18 protein-coding genes and 2 pseudogenes are annotated in these 20080 nt (G+C 73.9%); 15 read left to right on the forward strand and 5 right to left on the reverse strand.

The genetic code is table 11. The features are described from left to right. Positions 1-304: 304 nt before the first annotated feature. From paaA to kynU, 9 genes are all read left to right on the forward strand, one after another. Positions 305-1378: a 1,2-phenylacetyl-CoA epoxidase subunit PaaA gene (paaA, locus tag E4U92_RS32575; RefSeq protein WP_137304038.1), complete on the forward strand. Its 1074-nt coding sequence runs from the start codon at positions 305-307 to the stop codon at positions 1376-1378. Beyond that, positions 1375-1686 (forward strand): 1,2-phenylacetyl-CoA epoxidase subunit B, encoded by a 312-nt coding sequence (locus tag E4U92_RS32580; RefSeq protein ID WP_137304039.1) that lies wholly within the window; start codon positions 1375-1377, stop codon positions 1684-1686. The genes paaA and E4U92_RS32580 overlap by 4 nt, the downstream gene beginning before the upstream one ends. Then, the gene (gene paaC, locus E4U92_RS32585) at positions 1670-2470 is read left to right on the forward strand and encodes a 1,2-phenylacetyl-CoA epoxidase subunit PaaC (protein WP_229863528.1); all 801 of its coding nucleotides are present in this window, start codon (positions 1670-1672) and stop codon (positions 2468-2470) included. The genes E4U92_RS32580 and paaC overlap by 17 nt, the downstream gene beginning before the upstream one ends. A 110-nt stretch (positions 2471-2580) precedes the next feature. Continuing rightward, positions 2581-3036, forward strand: coding sequence for a 1,2-phenylacetyl-CoA epoxidase subunit PaaD (gene paaD, locus E4U92_RS32590; protein WP_137304040.1), 456 nt, complete (start codon positions 2581-2583; stop codon positions 3034-3036). 8 nt (positions 3037-3044) lie between these two features. After that, positions 3045-4214, forward strand: coding sequence for a 2Fe-2S iron-sulfur cluster-binding protein (locus E4U92_RS32595; RefSeq protein ID WP_137304041.1), 1170 nt, complete (start codon positions 3045-3047; stop codon positions 4212-4214). Between the two features lie 97 nt (positions 4215-4311). Next, on the forward strand, positions 4312-5088 hold the full coding sequence (locus E4U92_RS32600; protein ID WP_137304042.1) for an SDR family oxidoreductase: 777 nt from the start codon (positions 4312-4314) through the stop codon (positions 5086-5088). Between the two features lie 78 nt (positions 5089-5166). After that, entirely contained in the window at positions 5167-6015 is an 849-nt protein-coding gene (locus E4U92_RS32605) for a tryptophan 2,3-dioxygenase (RefSeq protein ID WP_137304043.1), read from the forward strand. Continuing rightward, positions 6005-6853 carry an alpha/beta hydrolase family protein gene (locus tag E4U92_RS32610; protein ID WP_137304044.1) on the forward strand — a complete coding sequence of 283 codons (849 nt, stop codon included), beginning with the start codon at positions 6005-6007 and terminating at the stop codon, positions 6851-6853. Before E4U92_RS32605 ends, E4U92_RS32610 begins: the two co-directional genes overlap by 11 nt. Beyond that, the gene (gene kynU, locus E4U92_RS32615; RefSeq protein WP_137304045.1) at positions 6850-8163 is read left to right on the forward strand and encodes a kynureninase; all 1314 of its coding nucleotides are present in this window, start codon (positions 6850-6852) and stop codon (positions 8161-8163) included. The genes E4U92_RS32610 and kynU overlap by 4 nt, the downstream gene beginning before the upstream one ends. A 72-nt stretch (positions 8164-8235) precedes the next feature. Here kynU and E4U92_RS32620 read toward each other — a convergent pair whose 3' ends face one another. Then, complete coding sequence (locus tag E4U92_RS32620; protein ID WP_137304046.1) at positions 8236-8916, reverse strand: TetR/AcrR family transcriptional regulator; 681 nt, start codon at positions 8914-8916, stop codon at positions 8236-8238. A 114-nt stretch (positions 8917-9030) separates the two neighbouring features. On the opposite strand from E4U92_RS32620, the pseudogene E4U92_RS32625 reads away from it, so the two are divergent. Together E4U92_RS32625 and E4U92_RS32630 are read left to right on the forward strand one after the other, a co-directional pair. Further along, positions 9031-9681: pseudogene (locus tag E4U92_RS32625) on the forward strand (HEAT repeat domain-containing protein); the annotation flags it as partial. A 171-nt stretch (positions 9682-9852) separates the two neighbouring features. After that, complete coding sequence (locus tag E4U92_RS32630; protein ID WP_137304048.1) at positions 9853-10857, forward strand: MerR family transcriptional regulator; 1005 nt, start codon at positions 9853-9855, stop codon at positions 10855-10857. Here the strand turns inward: E4U92_RS32630 and E4U92_RS32635 are convergent. Then, entirely contained in the window at positions 10830-11459 is a 630-nt protein-coding gene (locus E4U92_RS32635) for a dihydrofolate reductase family protein (RefSeq protein WP_137304049.1), read from the reverse strand. The two genes, E4U92_RS32630 and E4U92_RS32635, sit on opposite strands and share 28 nt — an antisense overlap. A gap of 425 nt (positions 11460-11884) precedes the next feature. Between E4U92_RS32635 and E4U92_RS32640 the strand changes: the two are divergent. The 3 genes and pseudogenes from E4U92_RS32640 to E4U92_RS32650 all read left to right on the forward strand — a co-directional run bounded on the left by E4U92_RS32640 (position 11885) and on the right by E4U92_RS32650 (position 15803). Beyond that, positions 11885-13299, forward strand: a pseudogene (locus E4U92_RS32640) (family 2B encapsulin nanocompartment shell protein). Positions 13300-13381: 82 nt separating this feature from the next. Then, positions 13382-14857 (forward strand): family 2 encapsulin nanocompartment cargo protein terpene cyclase, encoded by a 1476-nt coding sequence (locus E4U92_RS32645; protein ID WP_137304050.1) that lies wholly within the window; start codon positions 13382-13384, stop codon positions 14855-14857. Positions 14858-14900: 43 nt separating this feature from the next. Beyond that, positions 14901-15803 carry a geranyl diphosphate 2-C-methyltransferase gene (locus tag E4U92_RS32650; RefSeq protein ID WP_137304066.1) on the forward strand — a complete coding sequence of 301 codons (903 nt, stop codon included), beginning with the start codon at positions 14901-14903 and terminating at the stop codon, positions 15801-15803. A gap of 55 nt (positions 15804-15858) precedes the next feature. On the opposite strand, the gene E4U92_RS32655 is transcribed toward E4U92_RS32650, so the two are convergent. Both E4U92_RS32655 and E4U92_RS32660 read right to left on the reverse strand, forming a co-directional pair. Continuing rightward, the gene (locus E4U92_RS32655) at positions 15859-16200 is read right to left on the reverse strand and encodes a DUF5713 family protein (protein WP_137304051.1); all 342 of its coding nucleotides are present in this window, start codon (positions 16198-16200) and stop codon (positions 15859-15861) included. Positions 16201-16278: 78 nt separating this feature from the next. Continuing rightward, positions 16279-17331, reverse strand: coding sequence for an NAD-dependent epimerase/dehydratase family protein (locus E4U92_RS32660; RefSeq protein ID WP_137304052.1), 1053 nt, complete (start codon positions 17329-17331; stop codon positions 16279-16281). Positions 17332-17519: 188 nt separating this feature from the next. Between E4U92_RS32660 and E4U92_RS36100 the strand changes: the two genes are divergently transcribed. Continuing rightward, positions 17520-17669: a hypothetical protein gene (locus tag E4U92_RS36100; protein WP_168725243.1), complete on the forward strand. Its 150-nt coding sequence runs from the start codon at positions 17520-17522 to the stop codon at positions 17667-17669. A 70-nt stretch (positions 17670-17739) separates the two neighbouring features. Here E4U92_RS36100 and E4U92_RS32665 read toward each other — a convergent pair whose 3' ends face one another. Then, positions 17740-20010: an ATP-binding cassette domain-containing protein gene (locus E4U92_RS32665; protein ID WP_137304053.1), complete on the reverse strand. Its 2271-nt coding sequence runs from the start codon at positions 20008-20010 to the stop codon at positions 17740-17742. Positions 20011-20080 lie beyond the last annotated feature (70 nt).

The following is a 20080-nucleotide window of genomic DNA, read 5'->3' on the forward strand; positions in this document are numbered from 1 at the left end:
CCCCCTCAAGAGGCGGCCGGGGCCGTGCGCACTCCCCCGGCCCGCCCGTGACCTTTGTCACGCGCCCGAACCGCGGCCGGCGGGGATAGCCGGGGCGTCCGCCCGGCCTCTGTACCGGAACGAAGACACCTGCTCCGTCCGGTCCGTCCCGCACCGCGGGAGGCGGGCGGGCCCCGAATCAGGGAGTGATGCGCGTGCCCAGGCAGCCGGTACGGGTCCGGTCCACGGCAGGACGGCCCGTGCGTCCCGAGCCCCCCGTGCGCGCCGCCGTCGCGGCGGGCCCCGTCCGCGTGGGCGGTGCCGCGTGACCGCGCCGACCGCCGTCGCCGACGGCACCGGGCGGGCCCCGGGCGCCACGGAGGACGAACTCCTCGCCCACTTCGACGCGTTGATCGCCGAGGGCGAGACGATCGAGCCCCGCGACTGGATGCCCGACGGCTACCGCCGCATGCTGACGCGCCAGATCGCCCAGCACGCCCACTCCGAGATCATCGGCATGCAGCCCGAGGGCGCCTGGCTCACCCGTGCCCCGTCCCTGCACCGCAAGTCGGTGCTCATCGCCAAGGTCCAGGACGAGGCCGGTCACGGCCTGTACCTGTACTCCGCCGCCGAGACACTGGGCGTGGACCGCGCCGACCTGCTCGACGCCCTGCACCACGGCCGCCAGCGCGCCTCCGCCACCTTCAACCACCCGGCGCTGACCTGGGCGGACACCGGCGCCATCGCCTGGCTGACGGACGGCGCCGCCGTCATCAACCAGGCCCCGCTGTGCCGCACGTCGTACGGGCCGTACGCGCGGGCCATGCGCCGCGTCTGCCAGGAGGAGGCCTTCCACGTGCGCCAGGGGTACGACCTGATGCGCGCCCTGTGCGAGGGCACACCGGAGCAGAAGGCGATGGCGCAGGACGCGGTGGACCGCTGGTGGCTGCCGGCCGTGGCGCTGATGTTCGGGCCGCCCGACACCGAGGCGGGCGGCTCCGACGCCCGCACCGCCGCGCTCGGCGCCGCCGTCTCGCGCCGCGCGATGGCCTGGGGCATCAAGCGGCACACCAACGACGAACTGCGCCAGCGCTTCGTCGACACGTGCGTCCCGCAGGCCGAGCGGCTCGGCCTGACCCTGCCCGACCCGGCGATCCGCTGGAACGAGGAGCGCGGGCACTACGACTTCACCCCGATCGACTGGGACACCTACCGCACGGCCCTGGGCGAGGACACCCACTGGGCGCGCCGGCGCATCGACCACCGCAGGGCGGCCCACGAGGACGGCGCCTGGGTGCGGGAGGCAGCCGCCGCGTACGCGGCCCGCGAGGAGGCCGCCGGGTCACCCGCCGGCGCCGGCACGGGCGTCCCCCGGCAGGCGCAGGAGGAGCGCGCATGAACCGCGACGACGAGGGGACGCCCGCGTCCTGGGAGGTCTTCCTGCGGGCCCGCCGCGGACTCGCCCACCAGCACGTGGGCTCGGTGCGGGCGGTCGGCCCCGACGCGGCACTGGCCGTCGCCCGCGACCTGTACACGCGTCGCGGCGACCCGCTGTCGCTGTGGGTGGTGCGCTCGGACGCCGTGCACGCGGCGTCCCCGGACGAACGCGACCCGTACTTCGCGGGCGCCCGGCACAAGCCCTACCGCTACCCCGAGCACTTCCCGCCGCTCACCGAGAAGGGGCCCGAAGGTGACCACGACCAGTGAGACCCCGGTGGACGTCCCCGGCGTCCCCTCCGCCGGTGCCGACCTCGCGACCTATCTGCTGCGCCTGGGCGACGACGCGCTCGTGCTCGGGCAGCGGCTGTGCGCGTGGATCACGCGGGCACCGCTCATCGAGGAAGACCTGGCCCTGTCCAACATCGCCCTCGACCTCGTCGGCCACGCGCGGACGCTGCTCACCCTCGCCGGGCGGCTCGACGGCACCGGCCGCACCGAGGACGACCTCGCCTTCACGCGCCGCGAACGCGAGTTCACCAACGCCCTGCTGACGGAGCTGCCCAACGGCGACTTCGCGGTGACCGTCGCCCGCCAGCTCGTCCACACCCACTACGCGGCGCTGCTCTACGAGGCCCTGGCCGGCTGCCCGGACCCCGAACTCGCGGCGTTCGGTGCGCGGGCGGCCAAGGAGGTCGCCTTCCACCGGCTGCACGCCGACCGCTGGGTGCGCCAACTGGGCCTCGGCACGCCGGAGAGCGCGCACCGGATGCAGCAGGGCCTGGAACGGGTGTGGCCCTACACGGCCGAACTCTTCGACGAGGACGACGTCGTACGGCGCCTCGCCGCCGCCGGTACCGTGCCTTCCCCGGCGCCGCTGCGCCCCGAGTGGGAGCGGCGCGTCACCGAGGTGGTCACCGGGGCGGGGCTCACCGTGCCGACGCCGTCCTGGCAGGCGCGGGGCGGCCGTTCGGGGCTGCACACCGAGGAGTTCACCGACCTGGTCGGTGAACTGCAGTCGGTGCACCGGCAGTTTCCCGGGGGGACCTGGTGAACGCCGCGGGGATGCACGTGGCGGGCGCCGTGGGAAGCGACGGGGCAGCGGCGGGGAGCGCCGCCGGCCGCACCGGTACGTCCCTCGGTGTCGCCGAGGTACGCGGACGCGTGGAAGCCCTGCCCGATCCCGAGCTGCCCTTCCTCAGCCTCGGCGACCTGGGGGTGGTGGGCGCCGTCGGCCCCGGGCCGGACGGGGTCCTGGAGGTGGAGATCACCCCCACCTACCTGGGCTGCCCGGCGCTGCCCGCGATCACCGCCGCCGTCCGTGAGGTCCTGGCCGTCTGCGGCCACCCCCACGGCCGGGTGCGGCAGGTGCTGTCCCCGCCGTGGACCACCGACCGCATCACCCCCGAGGGGCGGCGCAGGCTCGCCGCCCACGGCATCGCCCCGCCGCTGCCCGCCACGCCCGGCGGCCCGGTCGCCGTGGAGCTGGGCGCGGTCGCCTGCCCGCACTGCGGTTCGCGCGCCACCCGGCCGCACAGCCCCTTCGGGCCGTCCCGCTGCCAGTCGGTGCTGTGGTGCACGGCGTGCCGCGAACCCTTCCCCCACCTGACCGCGCTGTGAGGCACACCGTGAACACCGCCGCCACCCCACCGGCCGTCCTGCGGCCCGGGACGTCCGCCGACCGGCCGTCCGGGCCCGGGGACACGCGCGCCCGCTGGCACCCCGTGACGGTCGCCGAGGTGCGCCCCCTCACCCCGGACGCCGTGGCCGTCACCCTGGAGGCACCCGCCGCGCTGCGCGAGGTCTTCGCCCGCCGGCCCGGCCGGCACGTCGTCGTCCGCCACCGGCGCCCCGACGGCGAACTGCGCCGCACCTACTCGCTGTGCCCCCCGCCGGACGACCCCGCGGCCCTGCGCCTGGTGATCAAGCGCGGGTCGCCGGACGGCTTCGGCGCCCTAGCCGCCCGGCTGGTCCCCGGCGACCGCCTCGACCTGTCCTCCCCCACCGGTCACTTCGCCCTGCCGGACCGGCCCGGCGCCCACCACGTCCTGATCGCGGGCGGCTCCGGCATCACCCCGCTGGCCGCACTGGCCGCCGACGCCCTGCGCCGGGACCCCGCCTGCCGGGTGTCCCTCGTCCACTCCGTGCCGACCGCCGCGTACGCCCTGCTCTCGGACGAACTGGCCGCCCTCAAGGACGCGTTCCTCGACCGCTTCACCGTCCAGTACGTCCTCACCCGCGACGAGGGGACCGCCGGGGGCGGCACGTTCCGCGGCCGGATCGACGCCGATGTGCTGTCGCGCCTGCTCACCGTCCTCGACGCCCGGCCCTCCGCGGACACCACGTTCGCGCTGTGCGGGCCCCCGGGCCTGATCGACACCGTACGACGGTTCCTGGACGGCTGGGGCGCGGAACCGGCGCTCGTCCGCTGGGAGTTGTTCACCTCCGACACCGCACCCGCGGTCCCCGCACCGGCCACCCCCGCCCCCGGCACCGCGGCACCGCCCCCGGCCGCCGGGACCAGCCACGTCACCGCCCTGCTCGACGGACACCGCCGGCACACCACCGTCGGGCCGCGGGACGGGGTGATCCTCGACGCCCTGCTGCGCGGGCACCCGGACGTGCCGTACGCCTGCCGTGAGGGCGTGTGCGGGAGCTGCCGCGCCAAGGTGCTGTCCGGACGGGTGCGGGCCGACCGGCAGCACGCCCTGGACGACCGCGACCGCGCCGCGGGCTACACGCTCGTGTGCCGGGCCCGGCCGGAGACCCCCGAGGTCGTCCTGGACTTCGACGCATGACACCCGACCGCCTGACCGCCGCCGAGCACGGCGCTCTCCGGCCACTGCGCACCCCCGCACCGCCGCCCCCGCCCGCACCCAGCGAAGGAGACGTACGTTGAGCAGCACCGCCCGCCTTGCAGGCAAGACCGCCCTGGTCACCGGCGGCAGCCGGGGAATCGGCCGGGCCATCAGCCGTCGCCTCGCCCACGAGGGCGCGCTGGTGGCCGTGCACTACGGCCACGACCTGGGCGCCGCCGAGCGGACCGTCAAGGAGATCGAGGCCGACGGCGGCCGGGCGTTCGCCGTCCACGCCGAACTGGGCGTGCCCGGCGACGCCGACACCCTGTGGTCCGCCTTCGACGGGGCGCTCGCCGACCGGGGCGCGGACGGCGCCCTGGACATCCTGGTCAACAACGCGGGCATCACCGTCCCGCGCCCCCTCGCCGACGTCACCGAGGCCGACTACGACCGGGTGTTCGCGATCAACACCAAGGCGCCGTTCTTCATCATCCAGCGCGGCCTGGCCCGGCTGCGCGACGGCGGCCGGATCATCAACGTCTCCTCCGTGGCCACCCGGGTCGCGTTCCCCGCGATCGTCTCGTACACCATGACCAAGGCCGCCCTCGACTACCTCACCCTGACCCTCGCCCAGGAGCTGGGCCCGCGGGGCATCACCGTCAACGCGGTGGCCCCCGGCTACACCGAGACCGAGATCAACCCCACGCTGGCGATCCCGGAGATCCGTCGCCGCTACTCCGAGGCGTCCGCCTTCAACCGGCTCGGACAGCCCACGGACATCGCCGACGTGGTCGCCTTCGTCGCGAGCGACGACGCCCGCTGGGTGACCGGCCAGTGGATCGACGCCTCCGGCGGGGCCCACCTCGGCGTCTGACCACCTGCCCCGCCGGCCCCACATCCGCCGCACCCTCACGCGGCCGTCGTCCGCACGGCCGCAGCACCAGGAGATGCGATGAACGACCGCACCACCGCGCTCGCCGACCCGATCGCGGACGACGCCCTGACCCGGCCCTTCACCGGCGCCAGCCCCTACGACACCTACGTGCACGCCTCCGCGCTCAACTCGATGCAGCAGCCGCTCACCGACGCGCCGGACGAGATGGGCTTCCTCGTCACCACCCAGGTGATGGAGCTCTGGTTCACCCTGATCGTCCACGAGTGGCGCACCGCGCGCGTGGCCTTCGCCAAGGACGACCTGCCGGCGGCCATGGACGCCCTGACCCGCAGCCGTCGCGCGCTGACCGCGCTCAACGGCTCCTGGGCGCCGATCGCCGCGCTGACGCCCGCTCAGTTCAACGGCTTCCGCGCCGCGTTCGGCAAGGCGTCCGGCTTCCAGTCGGCGATGTACCGGCACCTGGAGTTCCTCCTCGGCGACAAGTCCGCCGGCCTGCTGCGCTCCCACCGGGGTGACCCGGCCGTCCACGAGGCGCTCGGCGAGACCTACCGCGAACCGTCCCTGTACGACGAGGTGCTGGGCTTCCTGCACCGCCAGGGCCTGCACGTGCCGATGCGCGTCCGCGAGCGGGACGTGACCGAGCCGTACGCCTCCGACCCCGGGGTGGTGGACGTGTGGCGGGAGATCTACGCCGGCCCGCAGCACCACCCGCACCTGGCGCTGGGCGAGTTGCTCACCGACATCGCCGAACTGGTCACCCGCTGGCGCTTCGAGCACGTCCTCGTGGTGCGCCGCGCCATGGGTTCCAAGCCGGGCAGCGCCGGCTCCTCGGGCCTGGCGTGGCTGGAGCAGCGCGCGGCCCGCCCGGTCTTCCCCGAGCTGTGGGAGGTGCGCGGTGACGTCTAGGGTCATCTCCGCCTTCGCCGCCGAGGAGGAGCAGCGTGTCCTGAGCCTGAGGCCGGTCCTGGCACCGGTGCACGGCCGCTACGGCGACCACCCCCACCAGGTGTACGACGCCTGGCCCGCGGACGACCCCGACGCGCCGCGGGTGATCCTGCTGCACGGCGGCTACTGGCGCTACGACCGCATGCACCTGACCCCGTTCGCCGCCTACCTGGCCGAGCAGGGCTTCGACGTCCTGCTGCCCGGCTTCCGCCGCTCGGGCGGAGCGGGCGGTTACCCGGAGACCTTCGACGACGTCGCCCGCATCGTCGACACGCTCCCCGACGGGCGGCCGTACGTCCTGGCGGGGCACTGCTCGGGCGGGCACCTGGCCCTGTGGTGCGCCGCGCGCGGACTGCTGCCGGCCGGCTCGCGCTGGCACACCCGCGCCCTGCCGACGAGCGTGCTCGCCCTGGCGCCGCTCACCGACCTCGCCGCCACCCGCGACGACGACCTCAGCAACGGCGCGGCCCTGCAACTCCTCGGCGGACCGGAGCACTTCGCTGAGCGCCTGCCCGAGGTCGACCCGCTGACCCTGCTGCGCGGCGCGGGTACGACCGGCGTGCCGACCGTGCTGCTGCACGGTGCCGTCGACGAGGAGGTGCCGCTCACCCAGTTCGCCGACTACGCGGCCGTCCACCGCGACCTGCGCACCGTCGTCCTGCCCGGCACCGGGCACTACACCCTCATCGAGCCGGGCGCGCCCGGCGCCCGGGCCGTCGCCGACACCCTCCGCGAGATGGCGGCCGCCTTCCCGGACCGCCGGCCGGAACCGGCCCACGAGGAGACCGCGCACCGATGACCACTCCACCGACGACCAGTGCCTCGACGACCGGTACTTCGACGAACACCACGCCGGCGGCCGCCCCGGCCGAGTCCCGCCTCGCCGAGGCCGCCGCGCGCCTCGACGCCGACGACCCGCTGGCGCACGCGCGCGACCGCTTCCTGCTCCCGCCGGGCGTCGTCTACCTCGACGGCAACTCCCTCGGTCCGCTGCCCGCCGCCGTCCCGCCGGTCCTCACCGACGTCGTGACGCGGCAGTGGGGCACCGACCTGATCGGCTCCTGGAACGACAACGGCTGGTGGGAGGCGCCGCTGCGGGTGGGCGACGCGATCGGCGCGCTCCTCGGCGCCGCACCGGGCCAGACCGTCGCGGGCGACTCGACCAGCGTGCAGCTGTACACCGCGCTGGACGCGGCCGTCTCGCTCCGGCCGGGCCGCACCCTGCTCGTCACCGACCCCGGGCACTTCCCCACCGACCGCTACGTGGCCGCCGCGGTCGCCGAGCGCCGGGGACTGGAGCTGCGGCGGGTGCCACCGGCCGGCCTGCCCGACGTCCTGCGGGCCGAGGGCGAGCGGGTGGCCGTGATCAGCTACTCGCCCGTCGACTTCCGCACCGGCGAGCTGTTCGACATGGGGGCCCTGACCCGGGCCGCGCACGACGCCGGCGCGACCGCCGTGTGGGACCTGTGCCACGCGGCCGGTGCCCTGCCCGTCGACCTGGACGCCCTCGGCGTCGACTTCGCGGTCGGCTGCGGCTACAAGTTCCTCTCCGGCGGCCCCGGCGCCCCCGCGTACCTGTACGCGGCCCGCCGCCACCACGCCGAGCTGCGCACCCCGCTGCCCGGCTGGACCGGCCACGCCGACCCCTTCGGCCTCAGCAGGGACTACACACCCGCTCCCGGCATCGCCCGGGCCCGGATCGGCACGCCCCCGATCCTGTCCCTGCTCGCCCTCGAAGCGGCCCTGACCGCCTACGACGGGGTGGACCTGGCGGACGTCCGTGCCAAGAGCCTGTCGCTGACCGGGTTCTTCCTGCGCTGCGCCGACGAGTTGCTCGCCCCGTTCGGCTTCAGCTCCGTCACCCCGGCCGACCCGGACCGCCGCGGCAGCCAGGTCTCCCTGCGCCACCCGCACGCCCACGCCCTGACGCGCGCGCTGGCCGAGCGGGGCGTGATCGCCGACATGCGCGCCCCCGACCTGCTGCGCTTCGGCGTCCACGCGCTCTACACGACCCACGGCGACCTGCTCACCGCGGCACGCCGCCTGCGGGACCTCGTGGCCGAGGGCGCCTACGACCCGGCGCCCCGGGTGACGGGCCCGGTGACCTGAGGGACGTACGACGTCGGGCGTCCGAGGGAGGTCGCGTCCGCGGGGGAGCGTGCCGGACGGAGGTCGGGCGGCTCACCGTTCCGGCGCGACCTCCATCAGGCGGCGCAGCTCGGGGAGCAGCGCGTCGAGGTCCTGTCCGCTGCGGAACGCGACGACGGTCGTGCCCCCGGTGCCCGCCGGGGCGGGGCGCGCGGGGAAGAGGGCGAGGACCTCGCGCATCGCCTCGTCCACCTCGGCGACCGGGTCGGCCGACTCGCCGCGCAGCCAGCGCCGCAGCACGTGGTTGTGGGCGGAGACCACCGCCGCGGCCATCAGCTCGGCCCGCAGCGACGCCGACTTCGTGGGGTCCCCCATCCAGGCGGCGATGAACTCGCGGAACAGCCGCTGGTAGCGGGCCACGCTGGCGATCTCACGGTCCCGCAGGGCGGCCACCTTGCTGGTGAGCGCGTACCGCCGCCGCGCCAGGTCGCCCTCGTCCAGGTAGTGCAGCAGCACCAGCCGTACCGCGTCGGACACCGCGACCAGGGCGGTGCTGTGGCTCGAGGTGGCCAGCCGGTGGTCGATCAGCTCCAGGAGCCGGTCGTGGTCGGGGAAGATCACGTCTTCCTTGGACCGGTAGTGCCGGAAGAACGTCGTCCGTCCGACCCCTGCCCGCTCGGCGATGTCGTCGACGGTCGTCTGCTCGTAACCGCGCTCGTCGAAGAGGGCGAACGCGGCGTCGGCCAGTCGGACCCGTGCAGGTGGCTTGCTCATGGACGGTCATCTTTCCCCCTCGTCCCGCGCGGGTGCCACTCGCCCCTAGTCGGCCACGGCCTTGACCTTGACACGGTGACAAGGCCTTCACTGCTCGCGAGGAGGTGGTCCCCCATGACGGTCACGGGGCAGGACACGGACGCGCGAGGAGCGCACGAGGCGCTGGACGACGGTCGCCCGTCGGTGCGGCTGCGGGCGGCCCTCGCGGTCGGTACGGCGCCGGACCCGCGGTACGTCGGCACGCTGGTCGAGCGGTGCGCGGTCGAGCCGGAGTTCTTCGTCCGCGACATGCTGACCTGGGCGCTGACCCGGCACCCCGTGTCGGTGACGCTTCCCGCGCTGCTCCGCGAGGTCCGCTCGGAGCGGGCCCAGGCCCGCAGTCAGGCGCTGCACACGCTGTCCAAGATCGGTGACCGGCGGGCGTGGCCGGCGATCACACCGCGGCTCCTGGCCGACCCGGACGACGAGGTGGCGCGCAGCGCCTGGCGGACCGCGGTCCTGCTCGTACCGGAGGGCGAGGAGGCCGCGCTGGCGACGGCCCTGGCGGGCCTGCTCGGCCGCGGCGGGCGGGAGACGCAGCTCAGCCTCAGCCGCGCCCTGGTCGCCCTGGGCGAGGCGGCGAAGCCGGCGCTGAGGGGAGCGGCGGCGGCACCCGATCCGCAGGTGCGCGCGCACGCGCTCGCCACGCAGCGCCTGCTGCGGGACCCGGACACCGGCTTCGAGTCCGCCGTCGAGGAGGCCAAGCGCGTGGTGGCGCTGGGCGGCGGGCCGGGCCGGGCGCCCGGGAGCGGGCCGGAGCAGCCGCCGGACGGCGGGCCGAGGCAGCCGCCGGACGGCGGATCGGAACAGGCGCCGGACATCGAGCCGGGACAGGGGCCTAACGGCGGGCCGGGGCAGGGGCCCGGCGACGTGTCGGAGCGTGAGGGACAATAGGGCGTGCTGATCGGTGAGGTGGCGCGGCGGTCCGGGGTGAGTGCCCGCATGCTCCGGCACTACGAGTCGCTCGGCCTGGTGCGGCCCTCGGGGCGCACCGGCTCGGGCTACCGGGAGTACTCCGGGGAGGACATCCGGCGGATCTTCCACATCGAGAGCCTGCGGTCGCTCGGGCTGTCGCTGCGGGAGATCGGGCGGGCGCTGGACGATCCCGGGTTCACGCCCTCGGCGCTCGTCGGCGACCTCGTCCACCGGACGCGCGAACGCATCGCGGCGGAGACCGAGTTGCTCACGCGGCTGCGCCGTATCGACGCCGCAGGCCCGTCCGGGTGGGAGGACGTCCTCCAGGTCGTCGCGCTGTTGCAGGCGCTGCAGTCGGCGAGTCCCGCCGCCCGTCAGCGCGCGGCCCTGTCCTCGGCCGACGAGGTCCCGGCGGAGGCGCTGGCCGAGGCGGCGCTCGGCGAGACGGACCCGAACGTCGCCGGCGCCCTGCGCTGGGCGCTGGCCCGGGCGGGCGACGGGGGCGCGGCCCTGCTCGCGCGGGGCCTCGCCTCCCCCGTGGCCGCCGTACGCGAGCGTGCCGTCCGGTGCCTGGTCGAGTTGCCCGGCGCCGAGGCCGAGGCACACCTGCGGGACGCCCTCACGCACACCGACCCGGTGGTCCGCGGCTGCACGGCCCTCGCGCTGGGGGCCCGTGGCGCCTCCGAGGCGGTCCCGACACTCCTGGACATGGTGGTGGAAGGGAGGAACGACACCGACGCGGCCGACGCGCTGAGCGTGCTGGCGGCGGACCCCGCGACGGCGGACCAGGTCGCCGAGGGCATCGTCGAACGCCTCGCCCGCACCACCACGGCGGCACCCGCCCGCGGACGCCTCACCCAGGCCCTCGCCGACATCCCGGGCGCGCGGGCGTCCGCCGCCCTGGTGGAGCTGTCCGCGGACGAGGACCGAGCGGTGGCCCTGACCGCGGCGTACCTGCTTCAGCGGCGCGAGGACCCCACACGGTAGGTGAGGTGGGTGACCGAGGTCGCCGCGCGTGACGCCACCTGCTCCAGGTCCAGCGGGGGCACCCCGTCGAACAGCCGGGTGCCCGCCCCGAGCGTGAAGGGGACGACGTGCAGCCGCAGCTCGTCGACGAGTCCCGCGGCAAGGTACTGGTTCACGGTGGTCGCGCCGCCCTGGACGGAGACCGTGCCGCCCCCGGCGGCCTCACGGGCCCGGTCCAGCGCGGACCCGACGCCGTCGGTGACGAAGTGGAACGTGGTGCCGCCGTCCATCGGCACGGGCTCGCGCGGATGGTGGGTGAGGACGAACACCGGGGCGTGGAACGGCGGGTTCTCACCCCACCAGCCGGTCCACTCCCGGTCCCAGGCGCCGCGCACGGGCCCGAACATGTTGCGGCCCATGATGTACGCCCCGGCCTCCGTGGCCCGCTCGACCTCGGCCCGGTTCTCGTCCCGGTGGTCGAACATCCAGCCGTGCAGCCTGCCGCCCCAGCCGTCGCCGCCGTCGTCCCCGAACGGACGCTCCTCGCTCCGGTGCGGCCCGGCCGCGTACCCGTCCAGGGAGACCGACAGGTCACAGGTCACTTTCCCGGCACGTGAGGTCATGCCCCGACCCTCCTCATGGCGGCTCGCCACCGCCGTGGCCCACGGACCCTCCCGGTCCGCACGTACAGGGGTGACCGTGCGCACCTCCCGAACTCATCGCCGCCCGGCACCAGGAAAGCGGCCCGGGCAGGCACCGGGTCAGGTGCACGCCGCGCACCGGACCGCGCCGGGCCCCTGCACCGTCACGCACCGGCCACGGGTGGCGCGATGTCGTCCCACGGGCATATAAACCGCATTCAACTGATTGTCACTGCTTCGGGGTAAGCGCTTCGTCTCCCCGGCGGTTCCGGGCCCGGCAGGGGCTAGCTTTCCTGCAGGCGGGCGGATCCCGGTGATCCTCCCCCGCACTGCCCACCCTCCCAGGCTCCCGTCCGGCGCGCCCGCGCACGTCGGACACCCCGCCGTGCAAGGAGATCCTTCCCGCGATGACCGTCGACAGCGTCCCGGAGGCGCAGACCACCCGCGACACACCCCGGCAGTCGCTCAGCACCGCCGCCGCCCGCAACCTCACCCACACGACCAAGTCCGCCCCGCAGATGCAGGAGATCACCTCCCGCTGGCTGCTGCGGATGCTGCCGTGGGTCGAGGCGAACGGCGGCGCCTACCGGGTCAACCGGCGCCTGCGGCACACCGTCGGCGACGGGCGTGTCGAGTTCGTCCAGGAGGGCGCCGCGGTCCGGGTGATCCCCCGGGAACTCGGCGAACTGGCCCTGCTGCGCGGCTTCGAGGACACCGACGTCCTCGCCGCCCTCGCGGACCGCTGCGTCCAGCGCGACTTCTCGGCCGGCGAGGTCATCGTCGAACGCGGCAGCCCCGCGGACCGGATCCACCTCGTCGCCCACGGCCGGCTCAGCCGTACCGCCGAGGGCGCGTACGGCGGGGAGATCGCCCTCGCGGTCCTCGCCGACGGCGACCACTTCGGTGAGGACGCCCTGCTGGACCCCGACGCCCGCCACGACTCCACGGTCACCGCCGAGACCTCCGGCACCCTGCTCACCCTCACCCGCGCCGACTTCGCCGCCGTCCAGGACTCCGCGCCCGGCCTGCAGGCCCACCTCGAGACTTCCGCTCCCACACCCGGCAGCGGCAGAACAAGCACGGCGAAGCCGAGATCGCCCTGTCCGCCGGTCACGTCGGCGAGGCCGAACTGCCGCGCACCTTCGTCGACTACGAGCTCAACCCGCGCGAGTACGAGCTGTCCGTCGCGCAGACCGTCCTCAGGGTCCACAGCCGGGTCGCCGACCTCTACAACGGCCCGATGAACCAGACCGAGGAACAACTGCGGCTCACCATCGAGGCGTTGCGCGAGCGCCAGGAGCACGAGCTGATCAACAACCGTGAGTTCGGGCTCCTGCACAACGCCGACTTCAAGCAGCGCATCCAGCCCCACTCCGGTCCGCCGACGCCGGACGACATGGACGAGCTGCTGTGCCGGCGGCGCGGCACCAAGCTGTTCCTCGCCCACCCGCGGACCATCGCCGCCATCGGGCGGGGCTTCAGCGCCAGCGGCCTGTACCCCGACCACGTCGACCTCGGCGGACAGTCCGTCCCCGCCTGGCGCGGGGTGCCCATTCTGCCCTGCAACAAGATCCCGATCAGCAAGGAGCAGACCAGCTCCGTCATCGCGATGCGTCTCGGCGAGGACAACCAGGGCGTCATCGGGCTGCGCCAGACCGGCCTGCCCGACGAGTACGAACCGGGCCTGAACGTGCGGTTCATGGGCATCAACGACCAGGCCGTCATCTCCTATCTCGTCAGCACCTACTACTCCGCAGCGGTGCTCGTACCCGACGCGCTCGGCGTGCTGGAGAACGTGCAGATCGCCCCCAGGCCGCGCTGACCGCCCGCACCGCCCGGCAGGCCCGCGCCTGCCGCCGTCGCCCAGGACGGAGCGCCCACCCCACCGCAGCAAGGAGCCGCCGATGCCCGACTCCGGGTCCCTCGGACCACCGACCTCGCTCCCCGAGCAGCCGTCGGCGCCGCCCGCCACCGCGCCGGACGCGCCCGCCGCGACGGTCCCGGACCGTCCGGTCACCTCGTCCGCCGCGCACTTCCTGGCCGGGCTGCACCCGCCGGTCACCACGCCGTCGTCACCGCCCTCGCCGTCGGTGCCCCCCGCGTCCTCGGCAAGGCCGTCACCGCCTCCACCCTCCTTGGCTCCCGCCCCGTCGCTCCCCCCGGCTTCGCCGCCGGTGACCGACGGCACGGTGCGGGACGCGCCGGACCTCACCGCCGCGAGGGACGCACCCGACCTCACCGCCGTACCCGGCACGTCCGCCGCCGCGACGGCGTCCGACTCCGTCATCCGGCGCGTGTTGAGCGGGCCGACGGGACTGGGCACGACGGCGCTGTCGCTGGCCCGCAGGCAGGGTGCCGTGCCGCCCGACACCGGGCCCGCGCCCTGCGGGCCGTCCGCCGAGGGTCCGGTCGTGCCCGGCCTCTACCACCACCCGATCCCGGAGCCCGACCCCGTCCGGGTGGCGGAGGTGAGCCGGCGGATCAAGCGGTGGGCCGAGGACGAGGTCCAGCTCTATCCGGAGGAGTGGGAGAAACAGTTCGACGGCTTCTCCGTGGGCCGCTACATGGTCGCCTGCCACCCGGACGCCCCGACGGTCGACCACCTGATGCTCGCCACGCGGCTGATGGTCGCGGAGAACGCGGTGGACGACTGCTACTGCGAGGACCACGGCGGCTCGCCCGTCGGCCTCGGCGGTCGCCTGCTGCTCGCGCACACCGCGCTCGACCACCTCCACACCACCGCGGAGTACGCGCCGGCGTGGCGGGAGTCGCTCGAGTCGGACGCCCCGCGCCGGGCGTACCGCAGCGCCATGGACCACTTCGTGCGCGCGGCCACGCCCTCCCAGGCCGACCGGTACCGGCACGACATGGCGCGGCTGCACATGGGCTACCTCGCCGAGGCGGCCTGGGCGCAGACCGGTCACGTGCCGGAGGTGTGGGAGTACCTGGCGATGCGCCAGTTCAACAACTTCCGCCCCTGCCCCACGATCACGGACACGGTGGGCGGCTACGAGCTGCCCGCCGACCTGCACGCCCTCCCGGACATGCAGCGGGTCATCGCCCTCGCCGGCAACGCGACCACCATCGTCAACGACCTCTACTCGTACACCAAGGAGCTGAACAGCCCGGGCCGGCACCTGAACCTGCCGGTGGTGATCGCCGAGCGCGAGCACCTCTCCGACCGGGACGCCTACCTCAAGGCGGTCGAGGTCCACAACGAGCTCATGCACGCCTTCGAGGCCGCCGCGGCCGACCTCGCGGCGCGCTGTCCCGTGCCGTCCGTGCTGCGCTTCCTCAGGGGCGTGGCCGCCTGGGCCGACGGCAACCACGACTGGCACCGCACCAACACCTACCGCTACAGCCTGCCCGACTTCTGGTAAGGAACGGAACTCTTCTGTGACCACTGAAACGACCTTCAAGGCCATGGCCGCCGCCTCCGCTTCTTCCTCGGCCTCCGAGGGCGCGTCCCCGTCCGCTCCGGCGAGGATCCCGGCCCCGGCGACGCCGTACCAGGAGGACATCGCCCGCTACTGGAACAACGAGGCGCGGCCGGTCAACCTCCGCCTCGGGGACGTGGACGGGCTGTACCACCACCACTACGGCATCGGTGCCGTGGACCACGACGCGCTCGGCGACCCGGGGGACGGTGAGTACGAGGCGAGGCTCATCGCGGAGCTGCACCGGCTGGAGTCGGCCCAGGCGGAGTTCCTCCTGGACCACCTCGGGCCGATCGGACCCGGTGACACGCTCGTCGACGCCGGGTGCGGGCGCGGCGGGTCCATGGTCATGGCCCACCAGCGGTTCGGGTGCCGGGTCGAGGGCGTCACCCTGTCCGCCGCGCAGGCGGAGTTCGCCAACCGGCGCGCACGGGAGCTGCGCATCGACGACCACGTCCGCTCCCGGGTGTGCAACATGCTCGACACGCCCTTCGAGAAGGGCAGCGTCGCCGCCTCCTGGAACAACGAGTCGAGCATGTACGTCGACCTGCACGACCTGTTCGCCGAGCACTCCCGGTTCCTGCGCGTGGGCGGCCGGTACGTGACGATCACCGGCTGCTGGAACCCGCGTTACGGCCAGCCGTCGAAGTGGGTGTCGCAGATCAACGCCCACTTCGAGTGCAACATCCACTCCCGCAGGGAGTACCTGCGGGCGATGGCCGACAACCGGCTCGTGCCGCAGACGGTCATCGACCTCACCCCGGAGACCCTCCCCTACTGGGAGCTGCGCGCCACGTCGTCCCTGGTCACCGGGATCGAGGAAGCGTTCATCGAGTCCTACCGGGACGGCTCGTTCCAGTACGTCCTGATCGCGGCCGACCGGGTGTAGGGCAATGCCGTCGGGACGGCCGGGGTCGCTTCGCCGCCCCCGGCCGTCCTGTCGCTCACCACTCCCGCGGGGCGATCAGCTCCTCCACGTCCGCCTCCGGGAAGCCGTAGGCCGACGCGACGAACCAGAAGTCCTCGGCTATCTCCTCGCGGGCCACCGTCTCGATCTGGCTCCCCGCTGCCTCGAAGTCGTCCTCCAGGGAGTTGAACTCCTCGGTCGCCGCGTGGGTCAGCGCGTACAGGGACGCGAGGTCCGACGGCTGCTCCGCCTCGATCCGCTCGCACAGGCGCAGCAGAACCGCCCGACCCTGGTCCACGACGTGGTCGGGGTAGTACGAGTCCGCGTAGAGCTGCCGCAGAAACGTACGCTCCGCCACCTGCTGGTTGGTGATCGCCATGATCCGCCCCGCCTTCGTCCTCTGGAAGTGACCGACGGACCGATCATGCACGGACCCACTGACAACGCCGTCCTCGCGTCATCCCGCCCGCAGGGGCGCCGCGGCGAACTCCGTCATGCCGTCCGCGAAGGCCACCCGCGGCTTCCAGCCCAGTTCGTCGCGCAGGCGCTGCGAGGAGGCGGTGATGTGGCGGACGTCGCCCAGCCGGTACTCCCCCGTGACGACCGGCGCGGGTCCTCCGTGGGCCCGCGCCAGGGCGGCCGCCGCCTCCCCCACGGTGTGGGGTTCTCCGCTGCCGACGTTGAAGGCGCGCAGCGTGCCCTCGGGCAGGGCGTCCGTGCCGTGCAGCGCCGCGAGGTTGGCCTCGGCGACGTCGCGGACGTGCACGAAGTCCCGTCGCTGGCCGCCGTCCTCGAAGACCCGCGGGGCCTCGCCCCGGGCGAGCGCCGACCGGAACAGGGAGGCGACGCCCGCGTAGGGGGTGTCCCGTGGCATGCCCGGGCCGTAGACGTTGTGGTAGCGCAGGGCGGCGACGCGTCCGCCGGTGGCCCGGGCCCACGCGGCAGCCAGGTGTTCCTGGGCCAGCTTGGTGGCCGCGTACACGTTGCGCGGGTCGGCGGGGGCGTCCTCGCCGACCGGACCGGCCGTCAGCGGTGCGCCGCAGTGCGGGCACGGCGGCTCGAAGCGTCCGGCGTCGAGGTCGGCCGGCCGGCGCGGTCCGGGCCGTACGACTCCGTGGCGGTCGCACGCGTACCGGCCCTCGCCGTAGACGACCATCGAGCCGGCCAGCACCAGGCGCCGCACCCCGGCCCGGGCCATCGCGGCCAGCAGCACGGCGGTTCCGAGGTCGTTGCAGCCCACGTAGTCGGGAGCGTCGGCGAAGTCCTTGCCCAGGCCGACCATCGCGGCCTGGTGGCAGACCACGTCCACGCCCCGCAGCGCGTCCGCGACGGCCTCCGCGTCGCGGACGTCGGCGTGGCGCCAGTCCGCCCCGTCGGGGACCGGTGGGGCCGTGCGGTGGGCGGCGGGCAGCAGGGCGTCGAGCACGCGCGTCTCGAGCCCCGCGCCGAGGAGGGCGGTGACGAGGTGCGAGCCGATGAAGCCCGCGCCTCCGGTGACCAGGATCGACATGGCATCGACGGTAGGGCCGGGCCCGGTCCCGCAGGGTGGTGAGGACGGACGTGTCAGGGGTTCGTAAGGCTTCGCGGCACCCCGAGCCCGTCACCGCGCACGCGTAGACGTACGCGTACGCCACGCCCGTCACGGGCTCAGGGCAGCCGGATCGGGGCGGGCAGCCGGGTGCGAGTGACTACCCGCCGATGACCGTCCACCCGGCCGCAACGCCGGACGGCCAGTCGCCGCCCGGTGACGTGCTCGACAAGCCCGGCGCACGACTCGTCCTGCAGTGGCCGGGCCTGATTCCCGCCGACGCTCTGAGCCTGTCGACCGCACGGGGAGAACGTGCCTGACTGCGTGCTCGGCTGTGGCGCCACTCCTCTACGAGATCGGAAGATCGCCCCGTCGGCCCGGGCGGCCCGATCAGATGCTCCCCGCGTGCGAGAGGTCCTGGCGGAGGTGCGCGGCGGTGTGGGAGTCGGTGTTCTTCAGGAAATCGGCCGGAGTTCCTTCGAACAGGATGCGCCCGCCCCCGCTGCCCCCTTCGGGACCGAGGTCGATGATCCAGTCGGCACTCCTGACGACGTCGAGGTTGTGCTCGATGACGATGACGGTGTTGCCCTGGTCGACGAGGCGCTCGATGATGCCGAGGAGGCGGTGGACGTCTGACATGTGCAAACCGGTGGTGGGTTCGTCCATGACGTAGACGCCTCCCACACGGTGCAGGTCGGCCGCGAGCTTGAGGCGCTGGCACTCGCCGCCGGACAGGGTGCTCAGCGGCTGTCCGAGACGGAGGTAGTCCAGACCCACCTCGTTCAGCGCGTTCAGGACGGGGCGGAGCTTGGGCTCCGTGAAGAACTCCGCCGCCTCGGCCGTCGTCATCTCCAGGACGTCGCTGATGGACTTGCCCCGCAGGCGGTGGCCGAGAACGTCCTCGGAGAAGCGGCGGCCCCGGCAGACGTCGCACACCGACTTCAGCGTGTCCATGAACGCCAGGTCGGTGTAGAGGACGCCGAGCCCTTGGCAGTGGGGGCACGCGCCCTTGGAGTTGGCGCTGAACAGGGACGGGCTCACCTTGTTGGCGCTGGCGAACAGTTTGCGGACCGGGTCCATCAGGCCCGTGTAGGTGGCGGTGTTGGAGCGTCGGCTGGTGGTCACGGCCGACTGGTCGATGACGATCGCGTCCGGGTACCGCCTGACGAACTCGTCGTTGACCAGCGTGCTCTTGCCCGATCCGGCCACGCCGGTGACGATCGTCAGGACGCCGGTGGGAAAGCCGACCGTCACGTTCTTGAGGTTGTGGCTCGTCGCGTCGGTGACCATGAGTGTCCCGGTGGCGCGCCGCGCCGCGGTCTTGAGGGGCAGCCGGTGCCGCAGGTGGCGTCCGGTGAGGGTGTCGGCCCGGGTCAGTCCGTCGAAGCTGCCTTCGAAGACCACTTCGCCGCCGAGCGTCCCTGCTTTCGGGCCCATGTCGACCACATGGTCGGCGATGGCCATGACGTCGGGGTCGTGCTCGACCACCAGCACGGTGTTGCCCTTGTCCCGCAGTGCGATGAGGAGCTCCTTGAGCCGGTGCACGTCCCGGGGGTGCAGGCCGACGCTCGGCTCGTCGAACACGTAGAGCATCTCGGTGAGGCTGCTGGACAGATGCCGCACCATCTTGATCCGCTGGGACTCGCCGCCTGAGAGCGTGCGGGTCTCCCGGTCCAGGCTCAGGTAGCCGAGTCCGATGTCGAGCAGGTGGTGCAGACGGAGGACGACGTCGTTCAGGACCGGTTTCACCCGCGGCAGGTCCAAGTCCGCCAGGAAGCCGGCGAGGTGCTGGGCCTCCATCGCGGTGAGGTCCGCGATGTGGTGGCCGCCGATCCGGGTGGCCCGCGCGGCGGGCGCGAGACGGGTGCCGCCGCAGTCGGGGCAGGAGGCGGTGCGGGCGAACCGCTGGAACACCCGGCGGCCGCGCTCGGACATGTCCTCCTTCTTGACGTAGAGCCGGTTGAACTTGTCGACGAGGCCCTCGTAACGGACGTTGAGCGTGTTGCCCTGCCACAGCAGGCGGAGCTTGTCCGGCAGTTCACCGTGCAGCAGCAGTTGCCATTCCCGCTCGGTGAAGTCGGCCAGGGGCTTGTCGTTGTCGAACAGGCCTGACTCCGCGTAGCTCAGCCAGTACCAGCTGTCGGTGGAGAAGTCCGGGTGCAGCAGCGCGCCCTGGTTGAGGGATCTGGTGCGGTCGAGGAACGCGTCGAGGTCGAGGCGGACGGTCGTGCCGAGGCCCTCGCAGGTGGGGCACATCCCCTGGGGGTCGTTGAAGGAGAACGCGCTCGGCGGCAGGCCCGCGGGATCGCCGGCCCGGGAGAACAGCAGACGCAGCAGCGGGTTGATGTCGGTGATCGTGCCGACGGTGGAGCGCGGGTTGCCGCCCAGGCGCTTCTGGTCGATGACGACGGCCGCGGAGATGTTCTCGATGGCGTCCATGTCCGGCCGCCCGTGGTCGGGCAGGAAGGTCCGGACGAAGGCGCTGAAGGTCTCGTTGAGCTGTCGCTGGGCCTCGGCCGCGAGGGTGTCGAACACCAGGGACGACTTGCCCGAGCCGGAGACACCGGTGAAGACGGTCAAGTGCCGTCTCGGGATCCGGAGCGAGACGTTCTTGAGGTTGTTCTCCCTGGCACCGGTCACCTCGATGGCGTCGGTCCTCACACGTGCTCCTTGCTGGTGCGGGCGGGCTCCCCCTCCGGGGGATGTAAGGGGGAGCCCGGTCTGGGTGGGC

Source organism: Streptomyces galbus, assembly GCF_005280195.1.
GTDB classification, from domain to species: domain Bacteria; phylum Actinomycetota; class Actinomycetes; order Streptomycetales; family Streptomycetaceae; genus Streptomyces; species Streptomyces galbus.

Excerpts from the sequence above, each read along its gene's own strand:
- E4U92_RS32620 (WP_137304046.1), bottom strand. The coding sequence starts at position 8,916 with ATGAGCAAGCCACCTGCACGGGTCCGACTGGCCGACGCCGCGTTCGCC.
- E4U92_RS32580 (WP_137304039.1), top strand. The coding sequence starts at position 1,375 with ATGAACCGCGACGACGAGGGGACGCCCGCGTCCTGGGAGGTCTTCCTG.
- E4U92_RS32635 (WP_137304049.1), bottom strand. The coding sequence starts at position 11,459 with ATGACCTCACGTGCCGGGAAAGTGACCTGTGACCTGTCGGTCTCCCTG.
- E4U92_RS32605 (WP_137304043.1), top strand. The coding sequence starts at position 5,167 with ATGAACGACCGCACCACCGCGCTCGCCGACCCGATCGCGGACGACGCC.
- E4U92_RS32660 (WP_137304052.1), bottom strand. The coding sequence starts at position 17,331 with ATGTCGATCCTGGTCACCGGAGGCGCGGGCTTCATCGGCTCGCACCTC.
- E4U92_RS36100 (WP_168725243.1), top strand. The coding sequence starts at position 17,520 with ATGACCGTCCACCCGGCCGCAACGCCGGACGGCCAGTCGCCGCCCGGT.
- E4U92_RS32645 (WP_137304050.1), top strand. The coding sequence starts at position 13,382 with ATGCCCGACTCCGGGTCCCTCGGACCACCGACCTCGCTCCCCGAGCAG.
- kynU (WP_137304045.1), top strand. The coding sequence starts at position 6,850 with ATGACCACTCCACCGACGACCAGTGCCTCGACGACCGGTACTTCGACG.
- E4U92_RS32650 (WP_137304066.1), top strand. The coding sequence starts at position 14,901 with ATGGCCGCCGCCTCCGCTTCTTCCTCGGCCTCCGAGGGCGCGTCCCCG.
- E4U92_RS32655 (WP_137304051.1), bottom strand. The coding sequence starts at position 16,200 with ATGGCGATCACCAACCAGCAGGTGGCGGAGCGTACGTTTCTGCGGCAG.